Below are 24,850 nucleotides of genomic sequence, written 5' to 3'. Positions count from 1 at the left end.
ATGAGTGGATTGCATCCAAAAAGGATAAATCACAATACCCACCTCCGGGGGAATTGGTCGATGCCGGGGGCTATCGACTTCATATTCGTAAACTCGGTAGCGGCTCTCCAACAATATTGCTTGAATCAGGGAGCGGGGAAAGTAGCCTGTCATGGAGAGATATTCCCGAAAAACTGTCATCATTCGCCACTGTTGTATCCTATGACCGGGCAGGCTATGCCTGGAGCGAGGAGGCTGCTACTCCACGAACCGGGGAAAACATCGTTCGAGAGCTTCATGTCGCCTTAAAGAATGCAGACATCCAAGCCCCTTATATTCTGGTAGGCCATTCCCTCGGAGGGATGTACTCAAGACTGTACGCGCAGACATACAAAGACGAAGTGGCAGGATTGGTTCTGGTAGATGCCAGGCCTGAGAATGACGCTCGCCGGACAAATGAGATCTATGCCAAGGAACGGCCTAAGGTCAATCCCTCCCCGTTAATATCCATTCTCCTAGAAAAGTCAGGGGCTTTTCGCCTGTTCCCCAATTTAATGCTAACGGGTCGGGTCGAATATCAAGATAGAAAAGCTTTTGTGAATATTGTCGCTTCCTCTAAATACTTTCGATCTGTTGCGGAGGAGGGTGATCTAGCAAGCACTACCGAAGATGCCATACGGGGACAGCCTCTGGGTAACCTCCCTGTACGTGTAATTGCCCGGGGCATTCAACAAGATTTGACTCAGTTCGGTATTAGTAAACGCGGAAATGATCAGATCGAACAAAGCTGGCAAATGGGACAGCGCGAGATGCTTAACATCTCTACAAACAGCAAATTTATTGTTGCCAAGAAGAGCGAGCATATGATCATCCATGATCAACCGGAGCTTGTCATCCAAGTCATCCGTGAACTCATCACCGACACAAGACACTTTCAGTCAACCATGTCTAAAGCATACACAGATCATTAGGGACTTTATATGTTAAGGACAGCATAAAAAAATAAAAGACGCCCGAGTTCCTTCTATATAAAGGAATCCGGGCGTCTTTGTTGCCTAACACTTATTATGCTTGATTGAGCTTAGGACAAAATGGGCTTGTTTTTAGATGAGGCCTCTGTGACCTTGCCAAGTATCTGTCTCAGTACTTTAGCATTTTCCCCGACAAAACCGGAATCAAGCAACACATCATGCGTTCCGATGACTTCGTATTCTTTGTATTGGCCAAGTGTCGCCTGTTGCCATAACAATTTATCTAATGATGTATCCGGACCAATACTATCATCTTCTGCAATCAGAGCATGGATATTCGCATGAACTTCACCTGCGTTAATAAGCTCATCGCGGTAGGTAGAGTAAACCAGCATTTTATCCATGACTCGCTCCCTGTCCGCTGGATCTGCGAGGAATACTTTGTACTGCTCTCTAATGCTGTCCAGCACCGTCTCGACAATCTCTTCAAGCTCCTCTGGTGTCGATTCATCCTTGGACATCTTTCTCATAGCATCTACCATAATAAGGTCGCCAACATGGTGACCTCGGATTTCCATGGCTTTAGCTACCTCGAAGGCGAGATTTCCCCCAAGTGAGTATCCCAGGAATACATATGGGCCCTCTGCTTGAATATCCACGATGGCATCGATGTATCGATCCAGCATATCTTGACCCTGGAAACGGTCGCCGATAAATTCCATCCCGTACACCTCGCAAAGCCCATCCAGCTCCTTGGCCATCTCATAGTACCCCAGAGAGTGGCCTACCCGTGGAGGGAAGCAAAACACTTTGAGCGTTCCTTTCCCTGGGAAGCGGATAATTTCCATTTCTTCTTCATTAGCAGCAGTTGTTGCCTGCAGCTTGGAAATTTCATGCGCCATTTCTTCCACAGTCGGCAGATTAAACACGACTTGGAGTGGGAGCTGTACGCCCATACCGGACGAGATCCTTTGGATCAAGCCCAATACTTTCAGGGAATGGCCCCCAAGTTCGAAGAAATGATCCCTGATCCCGATTTCCTGTACGCCGAGCACCTCGGACCAAATCTGAGCGAGCTCTACTTCTGTCTGCGTACGCGGCGCGATATACTCCGCTGTGCTCCGCAGAAGTGTTTCCGGTGCCGGTAGCGCTTTGCGATCCAATTTGCCATTCGGATTCAGCGGCATTTGTGCCAACTGTACGAAAGCAGTCGGAATCATGTAGCTTGGCAGCTCGCTGGCCAGTGCCTCACGTAGTACGCCCGCTGCAAGCCCCTCTTCGGCCACAAAGTATGCACAAAGCTGAGTACTTCCAGTAGAATCAGCCAGTGCAAGAACAACCGCTTCCTGCACAGATGGCACTTTCAAAATTTGTGCTTCCACTTCTCCCAGCTCAATGCGGTAACCGCGGATTTTCACCTGGTGATCGATCCGCCCCAAATACTCAATATTCCCGTCTGGCAGCCATCGGGCCAAATCGCCCGTTCGGTAAATTCGTGCTCCCGGTTTGTACGGGTGAGGAATGAACTTCTCTGCCGTCAGGTCCGGCTGGTTGAAATACCCCCGCGCTACCCCTTCGCCCGCAATGCAGAGTTCTCCCGGTACCCCCACAGGTGATACCTGAGAAGCGCTGTCCATCATCCATACTTGGACGTTAGCGTACGGTTTGCCGATTGGCACATGCGTTAGAGCCGCAGTCTCAAGGCTCGTTGTATACCGAGTCGCATATACGGCTGCTTCCGTAGGACCATAGATATTTTCCAGTACTGCATAAGGAGATACTCTATAATACTCTTCCACAAGTTTGGCAGGCAGTGTCTCGCCGCAGGCAAACAGGTATTTCAGAGTAAGGAATCCTTGGTTGCCGCTTTCTTTCAAGTATTGAACGAGCACACTGAGCATCGACGGCACCAAATTGAGATGCGTGATACGGTTCGTATCCACGGCCTCTAGCAGTGCCATCGGGTCTTTGTCCACGCCTTGCGGCAGGATCACGAGAGTCCCCTGTCCAAAGAACCAGCAGAACAGCTCTGGCACGGAGAAGTCAAAGGTGAATGTCGTTTTGAGCAGGAAACGGTCGCCTGCCAACATCGGATATTCAGCTTCCAACTGACTCAGCGTATGGACGGCAGCGCGATGTTCAATCATTACGCCCTTCGGCTTGCCGGTTGAACCTGACGTGTAAATGATATACGCCAGATGCTCCGGCCCCGCAATTGGCTCCAGATTCGAGCTATCCGCATGATACGTCTGCGGATCATCAAGTGCCAGGATCGTGCCAGTGAACTGAAAACGATCTTTGAGATGGTTCTTCGTCAGCAGAAGCTTCGCTCCCGAATCCTCCAGCATGTGACGAATACGATCTTCCGGGAACTCCGGATCAATCGGCACATAGGCCCCGCCAGCTTTGAGAATGGCATGAATGCCAATGATCATCTCAAGCGAGCGCTCGACCATGATGCCGACTGGTTGGTCCGGTCTGACCCCTTGGGCACGCAGCGTACGTGCAAGGCGGTTCGCCTGCTGATGAAGTTCTCCATAGGTAAGCTCCGTTTCACCGTAAATAAGTGCTGTACGATCCGGTGTGAGTGCCGCTTTTTCCTCAAATATACCGTGTAAGGTCTGCTCACGCGGATAAGGAGCTGCTGTATCGCCCCACACCTCTATAATCTGCGATTTCTCTTCTGGCGTGATCAGCTCCAGCTCATCAATACGGATAGCAGGTTGAACAGCAACGCTTGTCAGAATTCTCGTCAAGTGTCCTTGAATTCGTTCCACACTCTCCCGATCATAGACGCGGGCATTGTAACGGTACAAGAACTCCAGATTACGACCCGGCAGCATAATGAGGTTAAAATCATAATTCGTCTGTTCAAACATCTGAACATCCGTAATTTTGTATTCAGCCTCTTCACTGGCAATTTTCTCTTCCAGATGCTCTTCTACCGGGTAATTTTCGAACACCATAATATGAGAAATCAAATCTTGCTTTTGTTCGCTCTGTGCTTGAATCTCATAGAGCGGATAGGAATCATAAGCATGTCCTGCCAAATATAATTCCTGCTGTCTTTTCATCACATGGGAGAACGAATCGCTTCCCTCTGCCTGAACCCGAACCGGAACTGTATTAATGAAGAGACCGATCATGCTTTCGATACCCGGAATCTCGGCAGGTCTTCCCGATACCACACTTCCGAAGACGATATCCTGGCTTCTATTGTAGCGCTGCAACACAATTCCCCAGGCTGCTTGCATCAGCGTATTCATCGTCACCTGATGCTGCTTGGCCACCTGTTCCAGGCGATCGGTCAGTTCCGCATCCAACGTGAATACCAGCTTCTCCGACACGTAGGCTTCCGCTTTTGCCGATGGCTGTGTGATGGCCTGCGGCAGCTTCGTCTGCTGCTCGTAACCTTCCAGGTACCCTCTCCAGTAAGAGGATGCCTCTTCCTCGCCTTGCTTCTCCAACCATTGAATATACTGACTGTACGATACAGCTGCAGGAAGCTCAGGTTCCCTTTGCTCACGCAGAACCCCATACGTCTCAAACACTTCCTGGAGCACAAGCGGCATACACCAGCCATCCAAAATGATGTGATGAGAGCTCCACAGCAAATGGTAAGCCTCTTCTGCTGTACGTAGAATAGCAACACGCAGCAACGCTTCTTCAGCAAGATTAAAGCCTCTTGCTTTGTCCTGAGCAGTATAAGCTGCAAGACGCGCTTGGAGTTCATCGGCTTCCAGCTCGTGCAGATCCTCGTATACGAAGTCACACGCTCTTTCTTTGAACACAATCTGAATAGGGAAATCGCCCCACCCGGCATGGAAATTGGTTCTCAATATGGCATGCCGTTTCATCAGATATTTTAAGCTGCGTTTAAAATCCTCAGGATAGAATGCTCCCTGAATTTCAAACTTGGCCTGCTCAAAGTAGACTTCCGAATGAGGCTCCAGCAAGCTGTGGAACAACATTCCTTTTTGCATCGGTGTCAGTTTATACATATTTTCAATACTACCGATATGTCGTGTCTGCTCTTCTAACTCCTCGATTTTTTCCAAGCTGATATCTTTGAGGAGTACATCGCTTGGTGTAAGTTCTGTTCTTTCCTTACTTACGCAATGTCCAATGACTTCGCTGAGACGGTTCTTCAGAATGCCAACAAACTTAGCCACGGACTCCCCGTGGAACTGATGACGGTTATAGCTGACCGAAAGTTGAAGCTGTCCTTCGGCAATCAGTCCATTAATGTTCAATGCCTGATGCTGCACCATCTGCTCACTGACCTCAGGTCCTACTGAGTAAGGCGATACTTCCATCGTCCCTCCTGCAAGATCCTGGTCGAACTGTCCCAAGTAGTTGAAGGTAATCTCCGGTTCAGCCGAGAAGGAGGAGACATCGGAACCGTCGCTTAAATATTTCAAAATACCATATCCGACACCTTTGTTCGGGATACGACGCAAGCCTTCCTTGACGTGCTTAATTCTGGCGCCGATCTCCAATTCGCCTCCCATCACAAGGGCGACAGGGTATTGACTTGTAAACCAGCCTATTGTGCGAGTAATATCCAGTTCCGGTACAACAGGCTCCCGCCCATGTCCCTCCAGAAGGATGCCTACACGTTCGATTCCCGTCCACTCGTGAACAGCCATACCTAGAGCCGTCAGGAGCAGATCGTTAACCTCCGTATTGTAAGTGCGGTTCGCTTCTTTCAGGAACTGCTCTGTCTCTTCTGGTGACCATCTCACCGTGACAGCCTCACTGTCTTTGATGAGAAGAGCGCCGTCTACCTTATCTTTGGGAAGAGGGACAAAGCCATCTCCCTCTACTTCTGCCCAATAGCTGAGTTCTTGTTCAGCCGTCGGGCTGTTTGCAAATTGTGTGATTCCCTCAACCCATGCACGGTACGAATCCGTCTTCTGTGGAAGCTTGACCGCTTCTCCACGTGCTGCCTGCTCGTAGCCTTCCTGCAGGTCCTCAAAGAGAATACGCCAGGATACGCCATCCACAGCCAGATGATGAATAACGATCAACAAATGTTCTCCTTCCGCACAGCGGAACAGACCCAGTCTAAAGAGAGGTCCATCCTCCAGAGAGATGCTGCGCTGAATGGCTTCCGCACCTGCTTCTATTGCTGAAGCCGGGTCTGTTTCATCCCGCAGGTCGTGGATTTGGAGGCTATAGAGTTCTCCCTCACCCACGCTCCGGTTCCAGGCCTCCAATCCCTGCTCTCCTTGGCGGAACATCAGTCGTAAAGCATCATGATGCTCTGCAATTTTCCGAACAACCTCGGCGAGCGCATCGGTATTGAAGCCATCCCGTCGGTACAACATGACCGACTGATTAAAGTGATGCAGATCCATCGACTGTTCATCGAAGAATCTGTGCTGGGCAGGTCCCAGTCTTACCGCTCCGTGTACCTCGCTTTGGTCCGCAATTCGGCTGACTACACTAACGCGCTGCGCCAACTCTGCAATTGTCGGATAACCGAACAAATCCTTCATTTCAAGCTTATAGCCTGCTTGGAGAAGCCTTGAGGATACTTGAATGGATTTGATCGAGTCACCTCCAAGCTCAAAGAAATTATCATGAATGCCGACAAGCGGCACGCCGAGTACACCTTGCCAGATTGAAGCCAAAATGTTCTCCACATCCGTCTGCGGAGCGGTAAAGTCTGCTCCCGCCTTTATACCTGAGTTCGGTTCAGGCAGTGCCTTGCGATCCAGCTTGCCATTCGGTGTCAGAGGCATCACGTCCAATTGGACGAAGTAAGACGGAATCATATATGCAGGCAGTCCGGCAGACAGTTCGTTTCTCAGCTCGCTGACAGACATTTCGCGATCAGCTACGAAGTAAGCACACAGCGATTTCTGCCCATGAGCATCTGCCCACGCAACAATGAGAGCTTCCTCGACAAGTGGAATGTCCAGCAGCTTGGCCTCAATCTCACCAAGCTCAATACGATAGCCCCGTATTTTAACTTGATGGTCAATGCGTCCAATGTACTCAATGTCTCCATTAGGAAGGCGACGAGCCAAATCCCCGGTGCGATACATATTTCCTTCCGAAGCGAATGGATTTCTAATGAATTTATCTGCGGTAAGCTCAGGACGGTTCAGATATCCACGGGCTACCCCGTCCCCGGCGATGTACATTTCGCCCTCCACGCCTAATGGTACGAGACGAAGCTGTTCATCCAGGATATGAATGTATATATTGTCCGCTGGCAGTCCAATCGGTACAGATTCACGCGTATCCTTCGCAGGATTATACAGGTGAATCATGCAGCCGACGACGGTTTCTGTTGGTCCATATTCATTGTAGATTTTGATGTTGCCGCCAAAGAGATCTGTGATGGTTTTCGACAAATGTGTGGTCAAATTCTCTCCACCCACAATGAGCTGCTGAATGCGGCTTTCCGCTGGAATGGCCATATCTTTAATCAGACTGAGATGTGTCGGCGTCAGCTTGAGAATATCCACCGCATTTTCGCGCAAAATATGCTGAACAACCTCCGCTTTATCTATACCATCATAAATCCGTACTATTCCTCCGTTTATTAACGGAGTAAACATTGATGTCATCGTCAAGTCAAAGGAAATGGATGAGTACAGCGGGAAATCCGTTGGCTCCCCGGCACAATAGACCTTATTGGCCCACCAGATGTAGTTCACGATCCCTTTGTGGTTAATCATGGTTCCCTTCGGATTTCCGGTTGTACCCGAGGTATAGATTAAATACACCAGATCGTTTCCTCCAACAGGAATATTGGGATTATCCACCTCGGTTCCGTAGATGTGCCGGGAATCCAATTCCATAACCGTCCCCTCAAAAGAGGCCAACTCCGTCAGGTGGCTTTGTGTGAGCAGAATTTCAGCGCCAGAATCCTTCAGAATATACTGAATCCGCTCCTGCGGATATTCAGGATCAATAGGTACATAGGCTCCACCCGCTTTGAGCACACCCATGATAGCGACAAGCAGCTCTACAGACCGATCTGCCAACAGACCTACCACTTGTTCACTCCGTAGTCCTTGGTCTATCAAGGTGGAAGCTAGTCTGTTCGCCTGCTCGTTCAGCTCTCGATACGTGATCTGAGTGTCCCCGTTTACAGCCGCAATCTTATCCGGCGTACGGACAACCTGTTCTTCAAACAAGGTATGCAGACCCTGATCACTTGGATAGGTATGGGCCTTGCCGCCCCAGTCAAGCAGGTTCATCCGTTCCTCAGATGTTACAATCTCCAGTTCCTGTATCGTCGCCTGCGGACGAGCAGCCACCTGATCGAGCATCTGCAACAAGTGTCCTCCGATTCGTGCAATGCTTTCTTGCTCGTAAACCGAAGCATTATAGCGAATGCAGACCTTGATGTCTTCGCCTGGAATCACAACCAGGTTAAAGTCATAATTGGTTTGTTCAAACATGGTGAAGTTGGCGACTTCGAGATTGTCCTCCGTTTGATTACCCGATTGCTCCACCTGCTCGTCGAGCGGGTAATTTTCAAAGATCATAATATGAGAAATCAAGTCCTGCTTTTGGGTTGTTTTCCCCTGAATTTCATACAGTGGATAGGTGTCGTAGGCACGACCAGCCAATGACTGTGCCTGTGTACGTTTCATCACCTCGACAAAGGCTTCGTCTTTGGATGACTGTACACGGATAGGTACTGTATTAATGAACAGGCCCACCATATTTTCGATCCCTGCAATCTCAGCGGGTCTACCCGACACAACGCCGCCGAAAACGACATCCGAGCTGGCATTATAACGTTGAAGAATCAGTCCCCAAGCTGTCTGCATGAGTGTGTTGACGGTCACGTGATTGCGCTTCGCGACAACATCCATTTTACCTGTCAAGGATGCGCCCAGATGGAGAACATGCTCATTCAGAACATAGCCCGCCTCTTTGGCTTGAGATTTCGTTTTACCTTCCGGCAATACAGTATTCCCGTCATAATCTTCGAGATATTGGCTCCAATACGTTGAAGCTTCTTCATCATCCTGTGCATCAAGCCACTCGATATAACGGCTATAGGGCTGAGCTGGCGGCAGGACAGGCTGTATTTGCTGTTTCTTGGCAGAATAATAATCGAACAGCTCCTGTGTAATGATCGGGATACACCAGCCATCCATGACAATATGGTGGAAGCTCCACAATACAAGACAGCTTTGATCTTTCTGCAAGACGGTCACTCGCATCAGCGGATCTTCTGACAAGCTAAACCCCTTAACCATATCTTCAGCAATATAAGCCTTGATTCGGGCTTCTTGTTCCTGCATAGATGCGTCGCGCAAATCTACGTAGTGCAGAGGGATTAACCGTTGCTTAAAGACAACTTGCAGCGGTACATCAGCAATGTTGTTGTAAAATCCGGTACGTAGTATGGCATGTCGTTGCACCAAAGCCTGGAAGCTCTCGAAGAAGGTATCTACATCGAAGCTGCCACGCAGCTCAAACGTTGCCTGTTCGAAGTATGAAGAGGAGTCCGGCTCCAGCAGGCTGTGAAACAGCATTCCCTTCTGCATTGGCGTCAGCTTGTACACATCCTCAATCTCTCCGATGTGAGCCGTCTGCGCCGTGAGTCGATCAAGCTGCTCCAATGTTAATCCTTGGAACAGAACATCACTAGGTGTAAGCTGTGAACGCTCCTGAGCCACACAATGACGGATGACCTCACTAAGGCTTGACTGTAATAATTCGGCAAAATGGCTCACCGTCTCCTTACGATACTGCCTGCTGCTGTACGTAATCGTCAGTGATAGCTGGCCTTCGGCAATCATGCCATTCACATCCAGAGCATATTGCTGAGGTGTGAGATCACTGAGCGCCTTACCAACTGAATGTGTGGATAGGCTAAGAGCATTACCCTCCAAATCCTGATCAAACTGCCCAAGATAATTGAAGGAAATCTCCGGCTCTACGCCGAATCCGACACTTTTCTCCGGTGCCATATACTTCAGAAGACCGTAGCCGATTCCTTTGTGCGGAACCTCTCGCAAATTCTCCTTGATGCGCTTGATTCGCGCAGATACTTCCTGTCTGCCTTGCAGGTTCAGCAGAACCGGATACTGGGTTGTGAACCAACCCACGGTACGGGTAATATCCAGGTCTGGTACGATCATTTCCCGTCCATGCCCTTCAAGATTGACCAAAATCTGCTCCATGCCTGTCCAGCGCTGAATGGCTGCCCCCAGAGCAGTCAAGAGCAAGTCATTCGTCTCCGTATGATACGCCCGGTTCGCTTGTCGCAACAGCAGGTCTGTTTCCTGCGCAGACCACGTTACCGTAACCGATTCAGTATCCCGAATGGTGCCCGGCTTATGATCCTCATCCTTCGGCAGTGGGGCCAAAATCGCCTCCTCGATCAGCTGCCAGTATGCACGCTCCTTGTCCAGAGCAGCCCCTGCTGCATACTTCGTCGCTTGCTCAGACCATACAAGATACGAATCGGTCTTTTGTGGAAGGACGATTGCTTGTCCATTCAATGCCTGCTCGTACCCCGCTGCAATGTCCTCAAACAGGATGCGCCAGGATACGCCGTCAACCAAGAGGTGATGAATGACAATCAACAAATGATCGCCATCGTCACAATGGAACAGGCCTAGCTTGAACAGTGGGCCACCTTTCAAGTCAAAGCTTGCCTGAATGGCATCGGCTTGGGCCTGAACCGCAGCTGTCTGGTCTTCCGCCTGCCGCACATCGGCAATGTCCAATGTGTAGAGCTCGCCTTCGTCCATTCCCCGATTCCAAGCTGCGTATCCAGCTTCTGTAGGCCGGAAAACCATGCGCAGCGCGTCATGATGGATCGCGATTTGATCCATTGTCAACCGGAGTGCAGCCTCATCAAAGCCGTCTTTCCGATAGAGCATGACGGCATGATTATAATGGTGCGGCTCCGCTGTATGGCGTTCAAAGAACCAACGCTGAATTGGCATTAACTCTGCTGCACCTTTAATTTCGCCCTGTTCCGCTGTACGTCCGGCTGCCTGAAGATACGGGCTTAGCTCGGCAATTGTCGGATATTTAAAGAGATCCTTCATCTCTAATTTATATCCAGCTTGGAACAATCTCGAGGACACTTGAATCGCCTTGATGGAGTCACCACCCAGATCGAAGAAATGGTCATGGATGCCTACCTGCTGCGCTCCCAGCACACCTTGCCATACGGAAACTAAAGCTTCCTCAGCCTTCGTCCTTGGCGGTTCATAAACCGCTCCAGTCTGCACATTGGCCTCCGGAGCCGGAAGCGCTTTGCGATCCAGCTTGCCATTTGGCGTCAAAGGCATCTGTTCCAATTGCATAAAGTAAGATGGAATCATATAAGCAGGCAGTTCAGCAGCCAAGGCTTTCCTCAACTCGCCTACCGTCAGCATCTGATCGGCAGTGAAATAGCCGACAAGCACTTTTTGTCCACTTCCATCCTCCCGGGCGAGCACAACGGCCTCCCTTACAGACGGAGCATGGAGCAACTTCGCTTCCACTTCGCCCAGCTCGATACGGTAACCACGGATTTTTACCTGATGGTCAATCCGTCCCAAATACTCCATGCTGCCATCCGGCAACCAGCGTGCCAAGTCACCCGAGCGGTACATGCGCTCGCCCGCTTCAAACGGATGAGCGACAAACTTCTCTTCCGTCAATTCCGGTCGGTTCAGATAGCCTCGCGCCAGGCCTACGCCCGCCACATAGAGTTCACCCGGAATGCCAATCGGCTGTGGACGGCGTTGTTCATCCAAAATGTACGCTCGCAGCGTCGGAATCGTGGTGCCGATATTGCTGCGGCCCTGTTCAATTTCCAACTCTGTAATTTCCTTGTAGGTTACATGTACGGTCGTTTCGGTAATGCCGTACATGTTGATGAGTTGCACTTGCGGATACTTCGTTCTCCAGTCCTTGAGCAGGGCCGGAGCTAATGCCTCTCCACCGAAGATAATCATACGGAGGCTCAGTTCTGCCGCCTGATGACCGAGCTCTTCCTGTAGCAACTGATAGAAGTACGTCGGTGTCTGGTTCAAAACGGTGACCTTCTGATCCTTAAGCAATTGCAAGAAACGATCCGGACTCTTCGCGGTAAGCGATGGAACGATGACCAACCGTCCTCCGTTCAGCAATGCTCCGTACATTTCCCATACAGAGAAGTCAAAACAGAATGAATGGAACAGTGTCCACGTATCCTGAGGACCAAAGTCAAACATATTTTTATCATTAAAGAGCAAGCGAACTACATTTTTATGCTCGATCAGCGTTCCCTTTGGCTTGCCTGTCGTACCCGATGTGTAGATGACGTAGGCAAGATGCTCTGGTCCGGCTGCAGGCTGCAGGTTTGAGACATCCTCCTTGTAGGAAGCCGTTTTATCCAGACTCACGATGTCCCCGGCGAAGGAGACACGTTGCTCCAGATGCGCTTGTGTCAGCAGTAGCTTGGCTCCCGAATCCTCAAGCATAAAGCGAATGCGGTCCTCTGGATATTCAGGGTCTACAGGGACATAGGCCCCGCCTGCCTTCAAGATGGCTAAAATTCCGACCACCATTTCAAGGGAACGATCCGCCATAATTCCAGCCAAACCGTCTGGTTGCAAACCACGTTCCCTCAGCGTTCGGGCAAGTCCATTGGCCCGCTCGTTCAGCTCGCTGTAGGACAGGGTTGCATCTTCACATACGACTGCCACTGCATTCGGAGTACGTCCGGCCTGCTCCTCGAACAGCGCATGGATCGTCTTGTCACGAGGATAATCTGCCTTGGCTTCGTCCGGCGCTTTCATCAGCCTTGATTTTTCCTGAGGTGTCACGATATCAAGGGATGACAACGGCATTCCCGGATTGGAGACGGCTTCCCGAATAAGCTGTACAAAGTGGCCTGCCATCCGCTCAGCAGTCTCTTGCTTGTAGATCGCAGTCGCGTACTCAAGCGTGCAGTTCAATGCCCCGTCTACTTCACTCACGGTCAGCGTGAGATCGAACTTGGCAGCCGGATGTACATTATCGTAAGGAGTGAAGCGCAATCCTTCTATTTCTTGTTCTCCCTGCTCGATATTTTGCAGGACAAACATGGTATCAAATAGCGGGTTACGGCTCAAATCACGCTGAAGCTCCAGCTTTTCTACCAGCTCCTCGAACGGGTAATCCTGGTTTTCATAGGCCCGCAGCGCTGTTTCCTTCACTTCCTGCAGATAAGCCTCGAAAGGCTTTTCTCCTTCTGGATAAGTACGAAGTGCCACTGTGCCGACGAACATACCGATGAGGCCTTCGAGTGTCGCATGGGATCTTCCTGCCACAGGTGAACCGACAATGACATCTTCCTGACCTGTGTACTTGTGCAAGAGCGCTGTATAGGCTGCCAGCAGTACCATGAACAGAGTGGAACCCGTTCGGGTAGCCAGCTCCTGAAGTGAAGCACTCAGAGAAGAATCAATTTGGAAGTCGATTCGATCGCCCGCAAAGCTTCGCACCGCAGGACGAACTTCATCTCCTGGCAAATCCAGCACTGGCAAGCTTCCGCGGAAAGCATCCAGCCAGTAAGCTTCCTGGGCCTTAAGACGCTCGCTTCCGAGCTGCTCTTGCTGCCATACAGCATAGTCTGTGTACTGGATCTGTAGCTCAGGAAATACGTCCTCCTCTTGGTAGAAGCGGAGAAACTCTTCTATGAGAATATTCATAGAAACCCCATCTGAGACAATATGATGCATGTCAAACAATAGTAAATGGCGCTCATGTGCAATTCGAATGAGACCGACCCTCAGCAATGGAGCTACACCTAGATCGAAAGGACGGACAAACTGCTGAAGGGTAGCTCCTGCCTCTTCCTCGCTCAACTCCGCATATTCCACAGTAAACGGAACATCCGTCAGGAGCTGCTGTACAGGTTCACCGTTCACAGTCACAAAACGAGTACGCAGCGAACCATGACGATGAATCAGACGACGGAATGCCTGCTCTAGCCGTTCCCGATCCAAAGCTCCCTCAACCGTAAGGATACCCGGCATATTGTAGCTTAGCTCTCCACCTTCCAGCTGACTTAGAATAAACAGTCGTTTTTGAGCCGAGGACAATGGGTAATGCTCTCTCGCTCCTGCTGTAGGAATTTCTTCGAAATTCAGCGGTGTATAGCCCTCAATGGCACGAGCCAATCCTTCAATGGTAGGAGACTCGAACACTGCTCTCAGACTAATCTCGCGATTCATTTCCTTGCGAATTCGTGAGACTAGCAGGGCTGCACGCAGTGAATGACCTCCAAAATGGAAGAAATTATCCTTCAATCCCGCGCTCTCTACACCCAGCACCTCTTGCCAGATTTCGGCTAATTGGATTTCCACAGGTGTCCTTGGAGCCTCCGATGAAGCCGCTGCCCATCCACGCTCGCCCTGCAGCGCTTTTCGATCGATTTTTCCGTTCGACGTCAGAGGCATATCCTTCAGTTGTATGAAGCGGGAAGGGATCATATATCCAGGTAACATCTCCGACAGGACGGCCCGAAGCTCGGATACCTCAAGTTTCTGAGCAGCTACGAAATAAGCGACTAGATCTTTGTAGCCGTCATCGCCCTCTACAGCCATGGCTACGACTTCCTGAACGGATGGCACTCTGAGCATTTGTGCTTCTACCTCGCCTAGCTCGATACGGTAGCCGCGGATTTTGACTTGGTGATCTATTCGGCCTAAGTACTCGATGGTTCCATTCGGTAACCAGCGAACCAGGTCACCCGTCCGATACATACGCTCTCCTGGAGCAAACGGATTGTCCACGAACTTCTCATCCATTAACTCAGGCCGGTTATGATACCCCCGTGCTAATCCGATACTCGAAATGCATAGCTCTCCAGCTACACCGACAGGTTGCAATCTAAAATGGTCATCCAAGATGTACACACTATGGTTAGCAATAGGTCGTCCAATAGATACAATATCCGTTGCTTCCTCACTGTCCGGGACAGACCAGATGGTGGTGCATACGGAGTCCTCCGTTGGGCCATAGCCATTAGAGTAACGTACATGCTTCCTCCACTCTTCGATCAACTCGACCGATGCGGCCGATCCAGCGGTTAGCAGGCACCGCAGTGTTGGCAAACGCTCTGGATCAAGGTGGATAGCGTAAGCAGGTGGCAAAGTCGCTACCGTAATCCCCTTATCGTTCATGAACTGCTCGAACAGGGCATGATCTAAAATATCTTGTGTAGAAGGGATGCACAGAACACCCCCGTGGCTCAGCGCCGTTAAAATTTCCGAAACCGATGCATCAAACGACAGGCTTGCAAACTGAACGATCCGATCCTGCGGTGTAACTTCGAAGTGTGCCCCATATACGTCCGAAAGATTTGGTAGTCCCCGATGCTCGACTAATACGCCCTTAGGCTGCCCCGTCGTACCTGAAGTGTAGATCACGTAAGCCAGATCATCCGGGCCAGCAGTATCCTCCAAATTCGAGGTATCGGCATCATAGGTCGATGATTCATCCAGCAGCAAAACATTTTCCGTCCATCCGAGATGCCCCAAGAAATGGGCCTGTGTAAGGATCAGCTTCGCCCCGGAATCTTCAAGCATGTAACTGATTCGTTCTTTCGGATACTCTGGATCGATTGGAACATAGGCACCCCCGGCTTTCATAATGCCGTAGATCCCAACGATCATTTCGAGCGACCGTTCAGCAATCAGTCCCACCAGATCTCCCGTCTTGATTCCCTGAGTACGGAGCCTTCTTGCCAGTCCATTGGCTTTTGCATTGAGCTCGGCATAGGTCAGACTCTCGTCCTCGAACCAAATGGCAGTCGCATCCGGCGTTCGTCCCACCTGTTGCTCCAACAACCCGTGGAACGTGTTACAGTGCTCGTAAATGCCTTTCGTATTTCCCCATACGTTCAGAATCTGTTCTCTCTCCTGCGGCGTGACTAATTCTAGAGCATCCACGGAAATAGCAGGGTTCTCTACAATTTGTTCCATAAGGTGAACCAGATGGCCCTTGATTTGCCCAATTGTCACTTGGTCATAAACAAGTGCATTGTACTGGAACAGCAATCTCATCTCTTCGCCAGGGAGGACAATTAAATTAAAATCATAATTCGTTTGCTCAAGAAGCTCCGCTTCCTCAATCTCAAAGGCAGCCTCGCCACCACCCAGACGCTCTACCTCCTCCTCCACAGGATAGTTCTCAAACACCATAATATGGGAGATTAGATCCTGCTTCTGATCCGTCTGAGCCTGAATCTCAAACAACGGGTAGGTGTCATACATATGAGAAGCCATATATTGTTCCTGCTGCTGCTTCATCAGAACGGTGAAGGGGAGATTCTCCTCTGTCTTCACACGAACGGGAATCGTATTGATGAACAAACCGATCATCCGGTCAATGCCCGGAATTTCTGCTGGTCTGCCTGATACTACGCTTCCGTACACGACATCCCGGCTACCGTTATAGCGTTGAAGCGCAATGCCCCAGAGGGACTGCAGCAATATATTCATCGTGACATGAGCATCCCTGGCCACCTTTTCAAGGCGCTCAGTCAATTCCCTGCTGAGAGGATAATTCAGCTTTTCTGCTACATAGCCTTCTCCCTTACTTGCTCCACCGACTTGAGGTAAAAGCGTCTGCTGCTCGTAACCGGCCAGATATCGGCTCCAATAGTTGGACGCAACTGCTTCATCCTGCTGTTCCAGCCATTCGATATATCGACTGTACGGATGAACCTCTGCCAGCTGCGGCTCTCTTCCTTCCAGGAGGGCAAAATAGTGTTCAAATACCTCCTTCGTAATTAACGGAACACACCAGCCATCCATGACGATGTGGTGAAAGCTCCATAAGAGGCGGAAGCTCTCTTCATCTGTTTGTAAAATTGATACACGGAGAAGCTCGTCTTCAGCCAGGTTGAAGCCCAGTGCTTTGTCCTTAGCACCAAATGTCTTCAGGTAAGCTTCGCGCTGCGATGCATTCATCTCCCGCAGGTCTTCGTACACCAATTTAGCGCCTCTGTGCCGAAATACAACCTGCAAGGGCTCGCTGCCCCAGCCGCTGTAAAAGTTCGTGCGCAGGATGGCATGACGCTCCACCACTGCATCCAGACTGTGTCCGAAGGCGGTCGGATCAAAGCTACCCTTAAAGTCAAAGGCAGCCTGTTCAAAATAAGCACCTGTATGCGGCTCAAACATATCATGGAACAGCATGCCCTTCTGCATCGGCGTCAGACTATATACATTCTCAATATCGCCTATGTGGCTGGTCTGCTTAGAAAGCTCCTCCAGATCGGCAATGCTTAGACCCTTCGCAAGCACGTCGCTTGGTGTCAATACGGTTTTTTCTTGGGTTAGGCAATGCTGGAGAAGCTCCCGCAGGCTTTCTTCAATATATCCAGCGAGCTGTTCTATCGTAGATAACTTATACTGTTTTCCGTTATAAGTAATCGTAAGCGTCAGGGCTCCGTCCGTCACCATGCCATTGATATCTAGCGTATAGGCCGGTTCCTCCAACAAGCTTTGGGCGCTTCCGGTCGGATAAGGAGAAATCTGCAACGAGCTGCCTTGCAAATCCTGATCAAATTGCCCCAAATAGTTAAAAGAAATCTCAGGCTGCAAGCTGAAGCTGTCTTCATCCAACTGACTTGCCATCGTTTTAAGCAACCCGTAGCCAATACCTTTGTTCGGAATCTGGCGCAGCCCCTCTTTCACAGACTTGATCAAGGAGGCCACTTCTGGGTCATCCCCCAAGTCTAAAATCACCGGATATTGACTTGTAAACCAGCCTACAGTACGGGTGATGTCGATATTCGGTATAATCGGCTCACGACCGTGTCCTTCCAGATTTACAGCAACCTTTCCGATGCCAGACCATTTGGATACCGCCATGCCCAGAGCAGTCAATAGCAGATCATTCGTCTCTGTTTGATAAGCACGATGGGCTTTTCTCAACAATTGGTCGGTTTCTTCTATAGTCCATTGTGCTGTTACTACTTTGCTATCTTGTAAAAGAAGGCTTTCCACAGTCTCATCCTTCGGCAACTGTTCGAGTGGCTGATCCTCCAGCTCTCTCCAATACGCCCGATGAGTCTCCATTTCAGGACCTTCCGAATAACGAGCAAGGGCGTCTCCCCAGTCACGGAAGGAATCCGTCTTCTGCGGGAATGTCAGCGCTTGTCCTTGAATCACCTGCTCATAGCCGGCTGCAATATCCTCGAACAAAATCCGCCAGGATACTCCGTCCACCACCAAATGGTGGATCACGATCAGAAGGTGGTCTCCATCCTGACAATGGAAGAGCCCTAACTTCAGCAGTGGACCTTCTGCCAGATTGATACTGCGCTGAATGTCATCCGACAGCGATGTAATGGCTGCAGCCGGATCGGATTCATTCCGTAAATCAGCGGTGAACAGGCTATAAAGCTCTCCTTCTTCAAGATCACGATTCCAAGCTTCGTAGCCATGCTCTGTCTGACGGAAAACCATGCGAAGGGCGTCATGATGCTCAGCGAGTTTTCTTAGCACCTGATGCAAGGCCTTTTCCTCAAACCCTTGTTCACGATACAGCATAACCGCTTGATTGAAGTGATGAGGCTCTGCCTGCTTCCGTCCAAAGAACCACTGTTGGACTGGAGTCAAGCGAGTCGCTCCACGCACAACTCCCTGTTCAGCCATATGCACAGCCGTTTGTATTTCCGCGCCCAGCTCGGCAATGGTTGGCGATTTGAACAGCTGCTTCATCTCTAACCGATAGCCGGCCTGCAGTAACCGTGACGACACCTGAATGGCCTTGATGGAGTCTCCGCCCAATTCAAAGAAATTGTCATGGATACCCACCTGTTCGGCACCCAGTACCCCTTGCCAGACAGATGCCAAAGCTTCTTCAGCCGGTGTACGAGGAGCTGTATACTTCCGTCCTGTATGCGCGCCTACTTGAGGAGCCGGCAGAGACCTGCGGTCCACTTTTCCGTTTGACGTTAATGGCATACGGTCCATCTGGATAAAGTAGGATGGAATCATATAGCCCGGAAGTACCTGCGATAGGGAAAGACGTACTTCGCCTGCCGTGAGCGTACGATCCGCCACATAATAAGCGCAAAGCTGCTTCTCTCCAAGCTCATCCGCTCGAACGACCACTACGGCGTCGATTACTGACTCCACCTTGGCCAGTTGGGCCTCGATTTCAGGGAGTTCGATGCGGTAACCACGAATTTTGACCTGCTCATCAATTCTTCCTTTAAACTCCAAATTCCCATCTGGAAGCCAGCGTACCAAATCCCCCGTTCGGTAGCAGGGTTCTCCGTCCTTAACAGGACTAGGAACAAATTTCTCTGCTGTGAGATCAGGACGATTGAGATATCCGCGCGCTACACCTTCACCGCCGACAATGAGTTCACCCCAAGCACCAATAGGCTGTAATTGCAGCGATCCATTGACCACATAAGCGGTCGAATTACTAATTGGGCGACCAATCGGCACACCCCCTTCGGCACGACCCGGAATCTTGTAGGTGGTGGAGAAGGTCGTATTCTCTGTCGGACCATAGCAATTGATAGGGACAAGATCAGGATTAGCCTCGATTACACGATTCATATGAGATAGGGACAGTACGTCACCGCCGACTAACAATGCTTTTAGCCCTCTGAACAGGTACTCATCCTGTAGGGAAAGCTGATTGAAAAGGGGTGAAGTAAGCCACAATGTTGTAATCCCGTACTTGGCAATAGCCGCTTTGAGCCTATCAGCAATCAGAATGTCGTCATTCTCTACAAAATAGAGTTGCCCACCGTTAAGCAACGCTCCCCATATCTCAAAGGTAGAAGCATCGAAGGCCACGGCTCCTGTCTGCAAAATTCGTGTGGATTCATTCAGCTCCACATAGTTGGTCTCTTTGACCAGACGGACCACGTTCCGGTGTTCAACCATAACGCCCTTCGGTCTACCCGTCGTACCCGATGTATAGATGACATAAGCAAGCCCCTGCGATCCCTGAGCCGTCTCCGGCTGGGCAGGCTCAGCAGCATAAGCCTCTTCACTGCTAAGATCGACAATCGGTATACCGTAGTCTACACTTATAAGCTCGCCCTTTTGCACCAATAATAGCTTGGCGTCGGAATCATTAAGCATATAACGAACCCGATCTTCCGGGTAATCAGGATCAATCGGCACATAGGCTCCACCTGCTTGAAGCACCGCGAGCATACCAATGACCATCTCGATGCTTCGTCCGCCCATCACGGCCACAGGCTGCTCCCTCAACGTTCCCAAACGACGCAGTGTTTGGGCCAGTCGGCTCGCTTTGTCTTCCAATTCAAGATACGTTAGCTGGACATCGCCGAATACAAGCGCCGTCTGCTCTGGTGTACGCTTGACTTGTTCTGCGAACAGCTCATGAATGGTCTTGTCCCTTGGATAAGGAGCCGATGTCGCGTTAAATACTTCAACGATCTGTACTTTCTCCTCCGGTGTGATCATTTCAATCTCGGCCAGTTGCAACTGAGGATTGGCCGAGACTGCATGCAGAACCCGGAGCAAGTGCGTTGCAAGTCGCTCTACACTTTCACGCCGATATAAAGCCGTACTATACTCGAGGCCAAAGGCTAATTTTGAACCCTTCTCCTCTACATTGAGAGACAGGTCAAATTTGGCTGTGACGGTGTCCATCAAGTAAGGAGTAAAGTGCACTCCGTCCATATCCTGCTCTTCCTGCTCGGTATTTTGTAATACCAATAAGGTGTCAAAGAGCGGATTGCGGCTGACATCACGTCCTACGCCCAGCTTTTCGACCAATTTTTCAAAAGGGTAATCCTGATGCTCAAACGCCTTGAGCGCCGTTTCCTTGATTTCCAGAAGATAATCCTCAAAGGTTTTATCTCCTGCCGGGTAGCTGCGCAAGGCCAGTGTGTTGACAAACATTCCGATGATGCCCTCAAGCTCAGCCTGCGGTCTTCCGGCTACTGGAGAACCTACGACGATGTCCTCCTGTCCTGTATATTTGTGCAGTAGTACCGAATAAGCGGCCAGCAATACCATATACAGTGTAGTACCTGTACGGGATGCTAGCTCTTGTATCGCCTTATTTCCAGACTCATCCAATGTAAAATCAATTCGGCTACCCTCGAAGCTCCGAACTGAAGGTCGTTGGAAGTCTGTAGGCAAATCCAATACCGGCAACTCTCCTTCAAAGGATTGCAGCCAATATTTCTCAAGATCTTGCCATTGATTCTCTGACTGTTCCCGTTGCCATACAGCATAATCCTTGTATTGGATGTGCAGTTCTGGTAGCTGTTCTCCTTGATACAAATGAGTAAGTTCCTGTATCAATATTTGAATAGAAACCCCATCTGAAATGATGTGATGCATATCAAACAGCAACAGATGACGCTCCTCCTGGAGCTTCACCAAGCTAACACGCAGTAATGGAGCCTGGCTCAGATCAAAGGCACGAATAAAGCTGTGAATGAGCGTATCCGTCTCCTCCACCGAAGCCTCTGTGTAGTTCAACGCGAACGGCACATTCCTATGCACACGCTGAACAAGCTCTCCATCCTGCATATAAAAGCCGGTTCTCAGGGATTCATGACGCTGGATCAGTGCCTGGAACGCGGACTCCAGCCGCGTGCGATCCAACGGTCCATCCACTGTGAAGACCCCTGGCATATTGTAGCTAAGCTCTCCCCCATCCATCTGTCTCAGCACGTATAAGCGCTTTTGCGCTGAGGATACTGGGTAAGCTTCGCTTTCCGCTGCCTGTGGGATAGTTTCGTACATGGTCGGAATGTGTTTTTTCACAAGTTGCGCCAAGGATTCGACCGTAGGTGACTGAAACACCTCACGCAGCGAAATGCTACATCCCAATTCTTTGTGAATCCGTGAAACGAGCACTGTTGCCCGCAAAGAGTGACCACCAATTTCAAAGAAATTATCTCTGACACCGACGCGGGCAACTCCCAAGATATCTTGCCAGATGAGTACCATCTGAGCTTCCACAGCAGTTCTCGGAGCCAAATAAGCCTCGCCGGATTGTACGCTGCTTTCAGGAGCCGGCAACGCACGGCGATCCAGTTTGCCATTTGGCGTAAGCGGCATTTGCTCCAGCCGGACAAAATAAGAAGGAATCATGTAAGCGGGGAGTTCCGCTGCCAGCTGAGACCGCAATTCCCCCGGCGAAAGATCACTAGAGGCTACATAGTAGGCGCACAGCAATTTTTGGCCCTGTTCGTCATCCCGTGCGAGGACAATCGTTTCTCGTACATTCGGAGCCTTGAGAATTTGGGCTTCTACCTCGCCAAGCTCAATTCGGTAGCCGCGAATTTTGACCTGATGGTCGATCCGCCCCAAATACTCAATATTTCCATCAGGCAACCAACGAGCAAGATCCCCAGTTCGGTACAGCCGCTCTCCCGCCCGATACGGATGCTCAACGAATTTCTCAGACGTCAAATCCGGCCGATTCAAATACCCACGGGCAAGACCGTCCCCTGCAATGTATAGCTCTCCCGGAACCCCAACAGGCTGTAGGCGTCTTTGCTCATCGAGAATATAAGCGCTAAGTGTGGGGATCGTTCTGCCAATATTGCTTTTCCCCGCTTCAATCTCATGTTCCGTGATTTCCTTGTAGGTGACATGGACCGTTGTTTCCGTAATTCCGTACATATTAATCAGCTGCACATCAGGATACTTGACTCGCCAGTTTCTCAAAAGAGATGGGCTTAAGGCCTCTCCACCAAAAATGATTTTTCTAAGACTAAGCTCTGTCGAAGAGTGCGCTAACTCTTCCTGTAGCACCTGATAAAAATACGTCGGCGTCTGATTTAAAATGGTGACTTGGTTGTCTTTTAACAACTCCAGGAAAGCTGCTGGGCTCTTGGCTGTGAGAGATGGAACAATCACCAATTTCCCTCCGTAAAGAAGCGCTCCGTACATCTCCCAAACGGAGAAATCGAAGCAGAACGAATGGAACAGCGTCCACGTATCCTGAGAGCTGAAATCAAATAAATTTTTATCGTTAAAGAGCAGTCGAACTACATTTTTATGCTCAATCAGCGTGCCCTTCGGCTTGCCGGTCGTACCCGACGTGTAGATAACATAGGCCAGATGGCTTGGTCCCGAAATACTCTCCAGATTGGAAGCATCTCCTGTATACGTTGCAGCCTCGTCCAAACTCACAAGCTTTCCGTCAAAAGCGGTGCTCTCCCATAGATGACTTTGAGTGAGCAACAGACGGACACCTGAATCCTCCAACATATAATGGATACGTTCTTCGGGATAATCGGGATCAATCGGTACATAGGCACCACCTGCTTTCAAAATGGCCAACATCCCAATGACCATCTCCAAGGAACGGTCAGCCATAATCCCTACGAGCGTATCTGCAACTACTCCCTCGGAGCGCAAATATCTCGCAAGCTGGTTAGCCTGCTCGTTTAGAGCTAGGTATGTAATGCTCTGCTCGTCCATCTGAACGGCTACGTGATCTGGCGTGCGCTCGGCTTGTTCCTCGAATAAGCCATGGATGGTCTTCTCACGTGGATAGTCGACTGCAGCGCCTTCCGAAAGAGCCAAAATGGATTGCTCTTCTGGTTCACCCAATAAGTTTACCTCTGCGATAGAAAGCTGAGGTGAATGAATGATCTGCTCGGCGATCGTAAGCAACTGGGAAACCATGTCCTTAACTTCACTGCGTTCAAACAGCTCCGTCCGATAATCGACATCCAGTACCAGTTCGCCTTCATCCAGGATCTCCACGATATGAAGCACGAAATCGTTCACTTCGTCCCCGCAGAAATCATAATCCGTCAAAATGCGCACATCATCCAAATCAACCCAATTGATAAGACGATATTCCATTGAAACGCCAAAAAGCCGCTGAATATCCTTGTTACCATGCATTTCTCTAAGATCCTGAATTAACTGATTGTATGGATACTTCTGATGCCGCAGGACTGACATCTGATCTCTGGCTACATCCTGCAGAAAGCTCAACACATCCATATCCTTTTTGACGTATGTTCTGGCAGCAGCGGTGCTGACGAACATACCTATCTTTTGCTTCTCTTTTTTGTTCCCCCGGTTAGCGAACGAAGTGCCAATCACCACATCCGGCTGATTCGTCATTTTGTGTATGTAGATATACATCGCACCCATGAAGAACTGGAACAAAGAAATCCTGTTCTGTTGGCAAAATGCTTGCAGCTCGTGATATAGCACTTCTGGTACGGTAAAATGCTCCCGAACGGCGTGGGTGCTTAAAGATAACGGATTATATGACTTCCAACCCGTAAGCTCAGGCAAATCAGAAAATTTATCCAGCCAGTAAGCCTTATCTTTTTGGTATCTGTCAGAAAGTTCGTATGCATTCTCATCAGCAATATATTGAATATACGAGCAATCGTCGCCCAGCTTCGGTTCATTTCCTTGAATTAACTCCATGTAAAATGCTGTCAGCTGATTGCCATAGACCACCATTGATATTCCGTCAGAAATAATATGGTGCATCTTGATATTAATCCAATACTCTTCCTCGCTAATCTTCACAATTAAAAACTGGAAGAGCTCAGAATCCAGCAGGGGCAAGGGTTTGCTTTTGTGTTGCTCAAGTAAGGCTTCCACCTCAGATACACTTTCATAGTGGCTAAGATCCAGGCACTCCAACTGTCTCTCTTCATAAGGAACGACGTACTGCTGAGGCACTCCATCCACTGAGGTAATACGAATGCGGAACGCATCATACTGTTTGATAATCAAATTAATGGACTGCATAAAGGCAGCAATATTGATGTGCCCCTTCATCTTAGCTGTACCGGAAAGCTGTGACACTGACGTATCTGGGTAGAGTAATTCGGTATACCATATACGCTTCTGCGCATTTGTTAAATCATATAATTGCATGTCATTCATCTCATTCACTCCTATTCCATGATGTGAATATCCTCCCGCTGCACCTGGCAGTCAGGAGGACAA

The 24,850-nt window shown here is 49.8% G+C and carries 2 protein-coding genes (1 of these 2 running past the window's edge); one reads left to right on the top strand and one right to left on the bottom strand.

The genetic code is table 11. The annotated features are described in order from the left end of the window. Positions 1–950, top strand: the 3' portion of a protein-coding gene (locus KAI36_RS00420) for an alpha/beta hydrolase (RefSeq protein WP_220026571.1). 85 nt of this gene lie to the left of the window's left edge; only the last 950 of its 1,035 coding nucleotides appear in the window; its start codon lies beyond the left edge, outside the window; its stop codon occupies positions 948–950. Between the two features lie 110 nt (positions 951–1,060). Here KAI36_RS00420 and KAI36_RS00415 read toward each other — a convergent pair whose 3' ends face one another. Further along, a complete protein-coding gene (locus tag KAI36_RS00415; protein WP_220026569.1) occupies positions 1,061–24,787 on the bottom strand; it encodes a non-ribosomal peptide synthase/polyketide synthase in 23,727 nt (7,908 codons plus the stop codon). Positions 24,788–24,850: the final 63 nt, after the last annotated feature.

This window comes from Paenibacillus sp. S02 (assembly GCF_019454065.1).
GTDB lineage: Bacteria > Bacillota > Bacilli > Paenibacillales > Paenibacillaceae > Paenibacillus > Paenibacillus polymyxa_B.
This window is presented reverse-complemented; position numbering and strand designations above follow the sequence as displayed.